General features: G+C 41.5%; 12 protein-coding genes and 1 tRNA gene. 8 read left to right on the top strand and 5 right to left on the bottom strand.

The annotated features are described in order from the left end of the window. Positions 1-30: 30 nt before the first annotated feature. A tRNA-Sec gene (locus tag DCMF_RS17940) sits at positions 31-128 on the top strand. 220 nt (positions 129-348) lie between these two features. Here DCMF_RS17940 and DCMF_RS17935 read toward each other — a convergent pair. Then, positions 349-570, bottom strand: a complete 222-nt coding sequence (locus tag DCMF_RS17935; protein WP_148135689.1) for a Fic family protein — start codon at positions 568-570, stop codon at positions 349-351. A gap of 312 nt (positions 571-882) precedes the next feature. On the opposite strand from DCMF_RS17935, the gene DCMF_RS17930 reads away from it, so the two are divergent. Further along, complete coding sequence (locus tag DCMF_RS17930; protein ID WP_148135688.1) at positions 883-1776, top strand: multicopper oxidase family protein; 894 nt, start codon at positions 883-885, stop codon at positions 1774-1776. Between the two features lie 63 nt (positions 1777-1839). Here the strand turns inward: DCMF_RS17930 and DCMF_RS17925 are convergent, their stop codons facing one another. The 4 genes from DCMF_RS17925 to DCMF_RS29310 form a co-directional block, all read right to left on the bottom strand. Beyond that, positions 1840-2295 (bottom strand): DUF6789 family protein, encoded by a 456-nt coding sequence (locus tag DCMF_RS17925; RefSeq protein ID WP_148135687.1) that lies wholly within the window; start codon positions 2293-2295, stop codon positions 1840-1842. Positions 2296-2451: 156 nt separating this feature from the next. Continuing rightward, positions 2452-3537 (bottom strand): M42 family metallopeptidase, encoded by a 1086-nt coding sequence (locus DCMF_RS17920; protein ID WP_148135686.1) that lies wholly within the window; start codon positions 3535-3537, stop codon positions 2452-2454. A gap of 17 nt (positions 3538-3554) precedes the next feature. Then, on the bottom strand, positions 3555-4970 hold the full coding sequence (locus tag DCMF_RS17915; protein ID WP_148135685.1) for a Na+/H+ antiporter NhaC family protein: 1416 nt from the start codon (positions 4968-4970) through the stop codon (positions 3555-3557). A gap of 70 nt (positions 4971-5040) precedes the next feature. After that, positions 5041-5208, bottom strand: a complete 168-nt coding sequence (locus DCMF_RS29310; protein ID WP_472297463.1) for a DUF8066 domain-containing protein — start codon at positions 5206-5208, stop codon at positions 5041-5043. A gap of 749 nt (positions 5209-5957) precedes the next feature. Between DCMF_RS29310 and DCMF_RS17910 the strand changes: the two genes are divergently transcribed. The 6 genes from DCMF_RS17910 (at position 5958) to DCMF_RS17885 (ending at position 12598) form a co-directional block, all read left to right on the top strand. After that, on the top strand, positions 5958-7124 hold the full coding sequence (locus DCMF_RS17910; RefSeq protein ID WP_148135684.1) for a DUF3800 domain-containing protein: 1167 nt from the start codon (positions 5958-5960) through the stop codon (positions 7122-7124). 44 nt (positions 7125-7168) lie between these two features. Further along, a complete protein-coding gene (locus DCMF_RS17905) occupies positions 7169-7771 on the top strand; it encodes a class I SAM-dependent methyltransferase (RefSeq protein ID WP_148135683.1) in 603 nt (200 codons plus the stop codon). Between the two features lie 95 nt (positions 7772-7866). Next, on the top strand, positions 7867-8559 hold the full coding sequence (locus DCMF_RS17900; RefSeq protein WP_148135682.1) for a DNA alkylation repair protein: 693 nt from the start codon (positions 7867-7869) through the stop codon (positions 8557-8559). A 397-nt stretch (positions 8560-8956) separates the two neighbouring features. Further along, the gene (locus tag DCMF_RS17895; protein WP_148137966.1) at positions 8957-11299 is read left to right on the top strand and encodes a xanthine dehydrogenase family protein molybdopterin-binding subunit; all 2343 of its coding nucleotides are present in this window, start codon (positions 8957-8959) and stop codon (positions 11297-11299) included. Continuing rightward, positions 11286-12125 carry an FAD binding domain-containing protein gene (locus DCMF_RS17890; RefSeq protein WP_148135681.1) on the top strand — a complete coding sequence of 280 codons (840 nt, stop codon included), beginning with the start codon at positions 11286-11288 and terminating at the stop codon, positions 12123-12125. Before DCMF_RS17895 ends, DCMF_RS17890 begins: the two co-directional genes overlap by 14 nt. After that, positions 12122-12598 (top strand): (2Fe-2S)-binding protein, encoded by a 477-nt coding sequence (locus tag DCMF_RS17885; RefSeq protein WP_148135680.1) that lies wholly within the window; start codon positions 12122-12124, stop codon positions 12596-12598. Before DCMF_RS17890 ends, DCMF_RS17885 begins: the two co-directional genes overlap by 4 nt. Positions 12599-12715: the final 117 nt, after the last annotated feature.

Genomic DNA, 12715 nt, shown 5'->3' with positions numbered 1-12715 from the left:
AAGATTTATGGTACAATATATAAGCTAAACGGGAGCGGATCTGGCCTGGTGGCTGGCCTGGACTTCAAATCCAGTCGGGACGTAGTGATCCTGCGTTTGGTGTGTTCGATTCGCACACGTTCCCGCCAAATATTTGTAATACTATGGGTTATGCGGTTTTGAAAAAAACTGGCATAATCCTTTTTTGTTGCTTGTTTTTAAAGTAATCCTGTCGGGCTATTTTTTGGCCTGGCACCTTTTAATTAATGTTCCTGCTGGGGTCGCAAAGACTAGGATACCAAGAATTTTTGCCCACGTGTCGTAAAGCCGCTTGCTTCAGTTATCGGGATATAAGGCACGCTGGGTAAACTAAAATATTTTTATTTTAAAAAAATGACCGGGAGAGCCTGGCCAGCGTCCGTTCCCATCGCTGAAAGGATGAATGCACAAAAAGTCTAAAATTAAAGCCCCGATCAAGACCAGTTCATTAATCCCGCCTGATCTTTTTTGACCAGAAAATTTATTTACTAATTCATCTATGGCCTCGTTTGTTTGCCAGGCAGGAACAGGAATAAAACGAACTCGTTCCACGCCGGATTTACCACTGCACCTCTGCCCACTCCCGGAGGCTCTCTACATAATAGGTGATCAAATCAATTTCCGGATGGAAGGGATATAGCTATCTGGAAAAAATATATTTTTCGAATCCATTGGTTGCAGGGTCCTTCAGTTTGATGGGTAATGGAGTGTAAAACGGAAAGCCCACCGGGACCTAAAAGTATTTCATAACTATTTTCATGCAGTACCTTTGGCCAAGGAAAAAATTGATAGAAATACACACCATTCTAGACATTAAGATAATTCCATATATATGGTATAAATATTCTAGAATGGAGTGGTCATATGGTTGAAAGTCCTGATATTCCAATACTTCAATATGTATATAAAAAAGGTATTAAGTTTTTTGAGCTTGTAGCTGAACCCGTCCGTCAGGAGTTACTTCCAGGACTATTTATAAACGGATGGGGCTACAACGGCAACATTCCTGGCCCAACAATTCAGGCTTATCCGGGTGATTATGTTAGTTTTAGAGTAATTAACAAACTACCTGAGTCAACAAGCATCCATTGGCACGGCTTGGATCTCCCTAACATAATGGACGGAGTACCGGATGTGGAGCCTTCCCCCAAAATAGAACCCGGCCATTATTTTGACTATCACTTCAAAATAATCAATCCACCCGGCACACATATGTACCATTCTCACTTTAACTCAATTGTACAACAAATGATGGGTCTCGGTGGCGGATTAATTATTTTGGAGCCTTATCCCAACCATATTCAGAGAGATTATTTTATCATGTTGGGGGAATTTGCTTTGAAAGGTCTGGAAAAAGGGGAAGTAAAACCAGGAGTGTATGAGATAGACCCAAAAAGCGATATGTTTAATTTTTTTACTATGAATGGCCGGTGTTTTCCTTTTCAGACCCCTGTGGAAGTAGCATATGGGGAAAACGTGAGAATTAGATTGACCAATCATATGATGGACGCTCACCCAATCCACATTCATGGACATCAATTCTGTGTTTCTGGATCTGATGGCAATCCTATTCCATATTACAACAGACTACGTAGAAACACAATTTTGGTCGCTTCAGGTGAAGCCTGGGATATAGAATTTACTGCCAACAACCCTGGAATTTGGCCCTTTCATTGTCATATTCCCCATCACATGGCAAACAATTTTTCCGAAAAAACCGGAGGAATGTTTACCACCATAATTTATAAAATGGAGTAAGGATGAAAGTCATGGATAAAATGAAAGAGCAACCTATAATTTCAACTTTAAGGTTTTTGAGGTTCAACAGTTTGTTTTCACAAACTTACTATATCTGGCAATGATATATGAGCATACTAACCCATAAACCATATAATTTAAAATATGTAAGAGCGCTGTTAAACTATCGTTTCCCATCTGGGGGGCAATTTTTAAAATACGTACCACAAAGCCCATTCCGGCTAATAACATAAATCCAGCCAATGCCAGTCCCTTTAACCAGTAATAGTCTTTTCCTGAAAACCTTATAAAGTAGGCCAGTAGAACACCTCCTGCCGCACCAATCATGATATGAGAAAGAACACCTACCATGTACCCAATCGGGGTAGTAACTTGATTCCAACTAAGAAATAGTGAAGCCGCAACCTGTAACGAAGTTATTTTAATTAATCCGAGAGATTTCCACAGCATAGACAGCAAATGCATAACTATCGTGCCTATTATTCCTGCTATTGTACCAATTGTTAGAGTATCTTTCATTTTTTATTACCCCCGTCTAATATAATCCAATCCATAAACAACAATACTGCCCATGATGCCAAGTCCGCCGATTGTAGAAATAATTTTACCAAGGGTTTTACTAACCAAGGGCTGTGTGTTGATATTAAATAAATTTCTTCTTCATCAACGGCTTTTTTATAATTCATTGTGTAATTTAGTAAGAGTTTCCATGTTTATTGTTTCTACTAATCGGCAGATTAAGTCCACTGCATTCCGGTAATCATCCAAATGTGCTACTCCTATGTGGTCATGAATATACCGAACAGGAATGCCGATCACCACAGAAGGAACACCTTGGCGGTAAATATGAATTTTTCCGGCATCCGTACCTCCTCCGGCCATTACTTCCACCTGGTAAGGAATATTATTTTCTTCTGCGGTCCGGACAACCAAATTTCTGAGAGGAATATTGGGGATCATACTGGCGTCATAAAACCCGATTACCGGTCCCTTACCTAAGTAATTTTTTGTCGCTACTTCGTTGTCATTAATACCCGGAGTATCTGTGGCCACTGTCACATCAACCACAATAGCCAAATCAGGTTTGACCACATTCACACTAGTGGCCGCACCACGTAAACCGACCTCTTCCTGCACCGTCATTACTCCATAAATGGTGTTCTGATGATGAATGCCTTTTAGTCTTTGAAATATTTCTACAACCATGGCGCAACCGGCTCGATCATCTAAAGCTTTTGCCAAAATTGTCTTTCCATTGCTGCTTACCATAAACGGACTCCAAGGAACAACCGGATCTCCCGGCTTTATTCCTAATTGTTCTGTTTCCTCTTTGCTCGTTGACCCTACATCAATATACAAGGAATTCATCTTAATTGGCTGTTTGCGCTCTTCCTGACTCATGATATGAGGTGCTTTCGCTCCAATTATCCCTATGATTTTTTTATTATCTGTTAGGACTTCCACTCTTTGGGAAAGTAGTACCTGCTCCCACCAACCGCCTAACTGTTGAAATTTAATAAACCCTTCATCTGTAATTCTGGTTACCATAAATCCCACTTCGTCCATGTGAGCGGCGATCATGATTTTGGGTTCGGCACTTTTCCCTTCCTTAGCAACAATCAAACTACCCAGATTATCCACCATATGCTCTGAAGAAAAAGGAATCAACAAATCCTTCAATATTTTCCTGATAGGTGACTCGTAGCCGGAAACCCCCGGGGCTTCAGTTACCGCTTGTAATATCTCTAGTGTTTTATTCAAAGTTTTCTTCCTCCTAATTAAAATACAATTGCCTGAAAGAGAACAAAAAGAGCTGTGGAAAATAGAATAATAATCAAAGCGTAGGGCAGCGTTGTCTGAACATGATCAATAATAGGGACTTCGGTAATCGCTGAAGTTAATACAGGTGTTTCTCCTAAAGGAGATACATTATCTCCAATTGATCCCCCTGCTAAAATGGCCCCCATAGTTAAACTTAGATCAGCTCCCGAACTCACCGCCAAAGGAAGTCCCAGAGGCATAATTAAAGCCCATGTAGCCCATGAAGATCCGATAAAATATGAAGTGAAACCACCGATGAGGAAAATGGCTGCAGGAATAAATGTTTTAGGGATTGCCACACCCACAGTTTTTGAGACAAAGTCAATAAAACCAAGATCCTTGGTTACGCTAGACAAAGACCAGCTTAAAATAAGTATCACAATGGGAGGTAAGAGCTCGGTTCCCCCTGATAAAAAGTGAGTCTCCATTTCTCCTAAGGGTATCTTTTGCAAGAGATAATATATAGCCGTTAATCCAACGGTCGCGAAAGTGGCTATAAAAATTGCTTTTTCAAATTCCGCATGCATCAAGGCTTCCATAAAACTTCTGCCAGAACCTTTGCCCGTATACCAGAATAAATACAGGATCAAGCTAATTAGAACAATTAAAGGAAAAAGCAAATTTGTGGCCCGGGGAGAAACTTTTTCCTCAAACTCACATTGTTCATGGGCTTCATCACTCTCGTGCACGCCACCTTCTGCCTTTCCGGCCTTTCCAATTCTCCATTTTCCAAAGTTCATGCCGAATAGCGTAATTAATATGCTCAATACCACCATACCAATGGAATAAAAATTAAACGGAATACTTTTTAAATACATGAAATATGGGGATCCTTCTATTCCCGCCTGGCGCATTGCTGACCGAGTGACGCCAATAATATATCCCACATACGTAGTGGCAATCGGAATTAGAACAATCAATTGTGCAGAGGTGGTATTAACTACCATTGCTAATCTTTCCCTTGATCCGTTTACCTTTTCGATAAGAGGTTTAGCGATAGTACCAGTGGCAATAACATGGAAACAGCAGTCTAAGAAAGTAACCGGCGTAGCAGCCCAAATCGCCAACAGAGCCCCTTTTTCGCTCTTGACATACTTTTCTGCAATAGCTGCAAAACCTTTGATTCCTCCTGATATTTTAAATAATTCTGCCAAAGCACCAAAAACAAACAGGAATAGAACAATGTAAGCACTTTCTTTATCTGCCAATGAAGCGGAAATATATTCGGCTGCTTTTATGGTTCCTTTTAGTAAATTTGGTTCCAGGCAAATACTTCCCATCCAGAGTCCGAGTATAAGAGAAGGAATAATTCTTTTTGTCAAAACTGCAGTTAGCACTGTTACAAAAGGAGGAATTAGAGATAACCAGTGCATAAGCCATCGCCTTTCAAAAAATTCTCATTAAATTTGCCAAGCAAAAAATTCAGTCCTATTTGATACCCTTTTAATCAACTAACTTTTTAGGGTTGATGTTTTGAGCAACCTCTTCAACAGCTTCTGCCAAATTTTTATGAGCAACCATTAACCGCCAAAAGGCAAAAATTACGATGACATAACCTACCAAAACCGCCAAACAGATTAAGTGCATAATCCAAAAGCGGACGTACCTCATTCGCCACAAAGAAAATGTCCTCCAAAAAAATTCATTAACAGAAGGTTCCATGTTTGTGATATACATGCTTCTTAAATATTGTTTGTAGTAGATGTATGCACTATACTCAGAACAATGAAAAAGTAAGTAAGTCAGGATGAGTCAGGGGACGGTTCCCTGACTCACAAGTAAACAGGAATGGCATAATCCACCCAGACAGGGGTGGAAAAAATGCCGAGGTAGCGCAGAAAATTGAGTGAAAGCAAAAACTATCATTTCATGATTCAGGGAAAAACAGAAATTTTCAGAGATGACAAAGATAAAGCAATTTATTGCTATCATTGAAAACAATCAAATTTTCTATTAGACAGTTGGCAGAGATGCTGGAGCTAGAGAAAATCTTACAATGGATTTTAGAGTGAGTCAGAGAACCGTCCCCCGACTCATTACCTGAATCACAATAGGAAAATTTTGGTGATTTTTATATTGATAGGAGTTATAATTTAAGGTATTAGTGAAGTTTATTTTCCATTAGAAAAATAAGCTCGTGTACATAGGTGGAAAGACTAGAGGATTCATAACAATTCGTATGTTTTGAAAGAATATCAAGACATGTTAAAACTTCTTCGTGAATCTTTGGATATGAAGACTATTTTAGTATTTTAGAAATGATTTAATATAATTTTTGAAGTATTCAGGGAGGAATTTATGATGGAAGTTACTGAAGGTCTTAACCATGGAATAGATAAAAAAGCATTGGGGATTTTATCATGAGTACTAAATATGCTTTTATGAACGAATGCGGTGACTCGGGGCTTAACTTTGATAATCAGGAAACTTCTACACATTTTATTATTACTGCAATAATTGTTGAGGAAAATGATCTTCAAAAGCTAGAAACAGAAATTGAAGCAGTGCGTGAGAAATACTTTGGCAATGGAGAAATAAAGTCGAGTAACGTTGGCAGTGACCATGATAGAAGAAAAAGAATTCTTGCTGAACTTAGTAAGATTGATTTTTCTTTTTTTGCTGTTGTCGTTGACAAGAGAAAAATTTACAAAGATTGTGGACTAATACATAAGCAAAGTTTTTATAAATTTATAAATAATCGTTTACATATGGAATTAAGAAAAGTATATCCAAGTTTATGCATGATTTCTGACCAACATGGTTCTAAGGAGTATATGAATAGTTTTAGAAAATATGTTATGGAAAACGCTAATCAGTCTTTATTCGACTCATATGATTTCTGGTTCAATGATAGTAAAAATAGCATACTAATACAGTTAGCGGATTTTGTTAGTGGAACACTATCATACATATACGATGAACGTAAGCATTGCCCCGAGGCAAAAACATACCATCAGCTTTTAAATAAAAAGAGGATACGAATTGAGTTTTGGCCAATTGAGTATACCTCCTACGTCATGCATGCTGAAAATGATACTGGAGAGTTTAATCATATCATTGCACAGACAGCTTTACGATTGACAAATGAATTTATTAAAAAAAATGAAACCAATGACGATAAGGTTATAAAAGAACAAGTACTTACCTTAAAATATTTGCGTTTTAAGTTTATTGATTCTGATCATCAAAAATACATTCCTACGCGGGAACTCTTGAACCATCTAAATCAGTATAAAAATATTAAACTGAATGCTCACTACTTAAGAACAAAGATTATAGCTAAACTTCGTGACGAAGGTATTATTATTGCTAGCTCAACACAGGGATATAAATTACCGGTAAGAGAGACTGAAATATATGATTTCACAGACCATGCTTCCACTGTGGTTATTCCGATGTTACACCGTTTAAAAAAGTGTAGAGATATTATTAAACTAGCAACAGGCGGAAAACTTGACATACTTAACAAACCTCAATACAAGACCCTTTATAAATATTTTGAAGATGAAGATACTAGTGGGCGATAAAGGTACGTTATCTATTAAATGGGCAAACTATTAGGAGAAATTTTATGGAAACAAATGATATTTTTGAACAGATGGCATGCCGATATGATACAGAGGATAGAGTGAACACGGCTAAAATCATCGTACAAGCAGTACGCTCCGAGCTAGCGGACACAAAAGAGAAAACTGCTTTGGATTATGGTTGTGGAACAGGTCTTGTTGGTTTGGGCCTAATCGACATATTTATATCAATGCTCTTTGTAGATTCGTCCCCGCAAATGATCGAACAAGTTAAACGAAAAATCGAAAATGGACATATTGAATCCGCAAGCACGTTATGTTGTGATTTTTCGGTAGAGGTACCCCGCACATTACAAGTCGATTATGTCATAATGTCCCAGGTTCTTCTTCACATTACAGATTGCCATTTAATTTTGACAAAATTATTTGATATACTAAAAAAAGACGGTCATTTGATAATTGTTGATTTTGACAAAAACGAAAGCATAATATCCGATAAAGTTCATAATGGTTTTGAGCAAAAAGAGTTGATACGTTTGGTCAAACAAGTCGGCTTTGCATCTGCTGGTGCACACACATTTTATAGTGGACAAAGGATATTTATGAATCAGGATGCTTCTCTTTTTATTCTAAATGCTAAAAAATAGAGGTGCTTTCTAAGCGCTTACCTGGTTAATAAATCCCATTGGCTGGGCAGGCTGAATTTATTAACAAACATTCAGTTGATGAAAGGAAAAACGATATGAGCTGCACAGAAGAAGAGGTCCGGCGCCGGCTATTCGAGCTGCGGGATCTGAAATACAAAGAGTTTGCGTGTAAACTTATGCCGACGGTGAACCCGGAAACCGTGATCGGCGTCCGCACGCCGGATCTGCGGAAGCTCGCCCGGGAGTTCTCCAAAACGCCGGAGGCTTCGGAGTTTATCAAAATTCTGCCGCACGCGTATTATGAAGAAAATAACCTGCACGGCTTCCTGATTGAAACGATCAGGGATTATGATGCCGCTATTGACGCCGTTGACAAGTTTCTGCCGTACATAGATAATTGGGCAACCTGTGACCTGATTTCACCGAAGATATTTAAAAAGCATCTGCCCAAGCTCTATGAAAAAATCAAAGTCTGGCTGATATCCGGCCGGACCTATACGGTGCGCTTCGGGATCGGAATGCTGATGAGCTTCTATCTCGATGACGATTTCCGGCCGGAGATGCTTGAACTTGTGGCGGGTATCCGATCAGATGAATACTATATCAACATGATGATCGCCTGGTATTTCGCAACGGCATTGGCCAAGCAGTACGAAGCGGCTTTGCCCTACATTCAGGAACAGCGTTTGGAGAAGTGGACGCATAACAAAGCTATTCAGAAATCGATTGAGAGCTACCGGATCGGCGACGAAGCAAAGGCGTACCTGCGGACACTGAAAGTAAAATAAGGCCGGAATCCAAATAACTGCGACGGAATCCCGTCTATCTTGATCGGAGGGAATCGGCTTGCTGACAATCGACTTTGTGGGTCTGCCGGTTGACATCTTGCTTAGTATATTCACAGACAATTCACGCGATGGGGACCAACCCTTATAGTTTTGTAAGCAGGTCGTTAACCGGCCTTTTTTTATTGCTTCTTTATAGTTAAGGGAAGGTTAGAGGCAGGATTTTATGTTGGTTTGTAAGCATCCCGGGGGGATAGGCAGTAACGGAGTCCTGGAATGATTGAATCCAGGACTCTTTTGCGTCTAAGGGGGTTGTAAATATTTGGCATATAAATTCATAAGAGGTGCCTGAGGCAAATATATTTTAGGGAGAAATAAATGATAAATGCAGGAGCGGCATATGGACGACTATAATCTTATAGGCCGGAGCGTGCAGCGGAAGGACGCTAAAAGAAAGGTAACCGGCGCGGCCGTGTATACAGATGATTTCAATAAGCCGGGGCTTTTGTACGCAAGAATGTTAATAAGTCCCTACGCCCATGCCAGGATAAAAGCAATTGACTGCTCTGAAGCGCAGAAGGCATCAGGGGTCAGAGCGGTTTTGACCGGGGCATATTTTCCGCATCTTACTGGTGAGCTTATTATAGACAGACCTCCGATAGCAATAGACAAAGTAAGATACCATGGCGAACCTGTAGCCGTGGTGGTGGCGGATAGCGACGCTGAAGCGCAAGCGGCGGTATACCTGATTAAGGCAGAATATGAGCCTCTGCCAGTGGTCAATTCGCCTGGAGAAGGAATAAAAATGAATGCGCCTTTAGTCCATGAAAGGCTTGGAGAGTATAAGGTTCTGGGTGGCGCTTACCCTGAAGCAGGTACAAACATTGCGAATAGAACGAAAATAAGAAAAGGGGATGCGGAAAAAGGCTTCAGAGCCAGTGAGGTTATCGCTGAGGCCAGCGTTTTTATTCCGCCCTCCGATCATGCGGCGATGGAAACAAGGTCTGCCATAGCGGAGATACAGCCGGATGGAAATGTGATCCTTACCGCCTGTTCCCAATCCCCCTTTATCATAAAAGATCAAATAAGCCGTTTTTTCCGGATAGCGCCCGGAAAGGTAATCGTAAATGTTCCCTTTGTCGGTGGCGCATATGGGGGCAAAACCTCCGTACAGCTGGAATTTATCGCTTTACTTTGCTCCGGCGCAGTGGGAGGAAGGGCTGTTAAACTAACCAATTTGAGGGAGGAGGACCTCATAACCTCACCGGATCATATCGGTTTGGAAGCAAAAGTGAGGCTGGGAGCTAAACGGAATGGACTGCTTACCGCGGCAGAGATTACCCTTTTATTTGACGGAGGGGCCTATTCCGACAGAGCAGTCGTCATAAGCCAGTCTGCAGGTCTTGACTGTACCGGCCCCTATAACATCGAAAACGTATGGTGCGATTCAATCTGCGTCTATACAAACCACCCTTATGCCACCGCTTTCAGGGGCTTCGGACACCCTGAACAGGCTTTTGCGGTTGAAAGGGCAATGGATATATTAGCGGATAAGCTTGGAATGGACCCCATGGAATTAAGGTTAAGGAATGCAATTTTACCTGGACATACCAGTGCCACGCAAACTGTATTGAATAGGAATAATGTAGGGGATCTGCCCAAGTGCATACAAAAGGTGGCTGAGTTGATTGATTGGAATGACGGAATTATTGCGGATCGTGAAGATGGCAAGGTCAGGGCCAAAGGCATCAGCTGCTTCTGGAAGAACTCCGGAGGGGTCCAAAACACAGAAGCAGGAGCGGTTATTACCTTTAATCCGGATGGAAGCGTGAATCTTATTTGCGGCGTCGTAGAGATGGGGCAGGGCACCAAGACCGGTCTGGCCCAAATACTGGCGGAAAAAATGCGGATGGGTGTGGAAAAGGTTCATGTAATCATGCAGGTCAATACTCAAACCGATCCCAATACTTGGAGAACCGTAGCAAGCAAAAGCCTTTTTTTGGCAGGAAATGCAGCGCTTCGGGCTGCGGAGGATGCCATCAGGCAGCTGTTTAGGACGGCTTCTATCGTATTGCGGACCTTGCCGGATGAGCTGGATATGTGCAATGGAAGAATATTTTTAAAAAGTGACCCTGACACAGGTATCGATATAAAGGATATTGCATTAGGATACACCTATCCGAACGGAAACTCTATCCAAGGGCAGGTGATCGGAAGAGGAAGCTATGTTATGGAGCATCTGACTCATATAAATAAGCAGACAGGGAAAGGAAATCCGGGACCGGAATGGACGGTTGGTGCCGGTGCGGTAGAGGTGGAGTATGATAAACTTGACCACAGCTACAAGCTCTTAAGAGCTGCTTGCGTCATCGATGCAGGAACCGTTATAAATTTTAAGCTGGCGGAAGGACAGCTTACCGGCGGCATGAACACCGGGCTTAGCTTTGCCAGTAAAGAAGCATTTTTGTTCGACGAAAAAGGAATTGTGCAGAATATCCAATTAAGAACCTATAGAACCTTCAGGTACGGAGAAAATGCCCAATACCTTGCAGACTTTGTACAGACGGCTGAAGCGGATGCGCCTTACGGCGCCAGAGGCGTCGGGGAATACGGAACCGTTGCAATGCCGGCGGCGCTTGCCAACAGCTTGTCCCGGGCGGCAAGGGTGCCGCTGAACAAATTGCCTCTGATTCCTGAGTATATTTGGAGAGTAAAAAGAGGGGAAGACCATGATTCCGTATAATTTTGAATACTATAAGCCGGATTCATTAAGCGAGGCAGTCGATATCTACGATGCGCTTTCCTCCATGAATAAGCAGCCGCTATATTACTCCGGGGGTACCGAGATAATCACTATGGCAAGGACAAATGAATTAATAACAAAGGCTGTAATAGATATAAAGGAAATTCCTGAATGCCGGGTCTTTGCCGTAGAAGACAATGCGCTTGTCATAGGGGCGTCAATAGCATTAACGCAGCTGCGGGAGTTTAAATCTTTTCCGGTATTAAGTGAAACAGCAGGGTTTCCGGCAGATCATACCGCACGCAATAAGATAACGGTTATTGGAAATATATGCGGCAAGATCCCATATAAAGAAGCCGTATTGGGCTATTTGGTTACAGACAGCAGCGTGATTATTTGCGGAAAAAACGGGAGATGGGTGCTTTCCATAAATAAAGTTTTTGATAAAAGCCTCCAGATTGAAAAAGGAGAATTGGTTTATCAGCTTGCAACCGATATGAGCTATTCAAAGCTGCCCAATTTCTGCATCAAGAAGACAAAGCAGGGCAAAGGCGGTTATCCGTTAATAAGTATGGCAGCGCTTAAAAGAGATAACTGGATACGAATGGCGTTTAGCGGCGTTTGTGATTTCCCTTTCAGGTCCGAGAGGATGGAGGCGGATATAAATAATACAGGGATGCCGAAGGAGCTCAGAATAAAGCAGGCAATAAGCCATGTGCCGGGGCCCATCCTGGATGACATTCAGGGCTCTTCGGAATACAGAAGGTTTGTGCTGAGCAATTTGCTTGAGGATATCTTAGTGAAATGGGGTGGAGAGAGCTTATGAAGGCATACAAAAAGGCCGTGAAGCTGGCGCTTCATGTTAATGGCGAAAAGAGAACGGTTGTTGTCAGACCGGCAGATACCCTTTTAAGAGTCCTTAGAGAGCAATTGGGGCTGACAGGGGCTAAAATAGGGTGTGAAAATGGTGACTGCGGCGCCTGTACCGTGCTCCTGGACGGGCTGCCTTTTAAATCCTGCCTCATGCTGGCCATAGAGGCCTTCCAGCATGAAATCGTGACGATTGAAGGCTTGGAGGGAACGCCGATACAAAAAGCATTCATTGAAAAACGAGGTTTTCAATGCGGCTATTGTACCTCCGGCTTTATTATGAACTGCCATAGCCTGGTAAACACCCATCCGGATGCAGATGAGGCTGCTATTGAGGAGTGGCTGCAGTCCAATATTTGCAGATGCACAAGCTATGAAGAGATCGGAGAAGCTGTAAAATCAGTATTAGCAAATAGCAAAGGTAAATAATTTAACCTATTGTGCTAGGTCAAGCACTACGATTCAAAGGAATATTATGCCATATCAATTAAGCAAAGTATCCCTGTAAATGTGTCAATTATGGTTTAATTAGAATGTGTAAATCAA

The organism is Candidatus Formimonas warabiya (assembly GCF_002777255.1).
In the GTDB taxonomy this organism is placed as follows: domain Bacteria; phylum Bacillota; class Dehalobacteriia; order Dehalobacteriales; family Dehalobacteriaceae; genus Formimonas; species Formimonas warabiya.
Note: the sequence above shows the minus strand (reverse complement) of the source record. Positions and strands in the feature narration are given on the sequence as shown.

Coding starts and splice junctions, on each gene's coding strand:
- DCMF_RS17930 (WP_148135688.1), top strand. CDS start 883: ATGGTTGAAAGTCCTGATATTCCAATACTTCAATATGTATATAAAAAA.
- DCMF_RS17895 (WP_148137966.1), top strand. CDS start 8,957: ATGGACGACTATAATCTTATAGGCCGGAGCGTGCAGCGGAAGGACGCT.
- DCMF_RS17915 (WP_148135685.1), bottom strand. CDS start 4,970: ATGCACTGGTTATCTCTAATTCCTCCTTTTGTAACAGTGCTAACTGCA.
- DCMF_RS17890 (WP_148135681.1), top strand. CDS start 11,286: ATGATTCCGTATAATTTTGAATACTATAAGCCGGATTCATTAAGCGAG.
- DCMF_RS17910 (WP_148135684.1), top strand. CDS start 5,958: ATGAGTACTAAATATGCTTTTATGAACGAATGCGGTGACTCGGGGCTT.
- DCMF_RS17900 (WP_148135682.1), top strand. CDS start 7,867: ATGAGCTGCACAGAAGAAGAGGTCCGGCGCCGGCTATTCGAGCTGCGG.
- DCMF_RS17885 (WP_148135680.1), top strand. CDS start 12,122: ATGAAGGCATACAAAAAGGCCGTGAAGCTGGCGCTTCATGTTAATGGC.
- DCMF_RS17925 (WP_148135687.1), bottom strand. CDS start 2,295: ATGAAAGATACTCTAACAATTGGTACAATAGCAGGAATAATAGGCACG.
- DCMF_RS17905 (WP_148135683.1), top strand. CDS start 7,169: ATGGAAACAAATGATATTTTTGAACAGATGGCATGCCGATATGATACA.
- DCMF_RS29310 (WP_472297463.1), bottom strand. CDS start 5,208: ATGAGGTACGTCCGCTTTTGGATTATGCACTTAATCTGTTTGGCGGTT.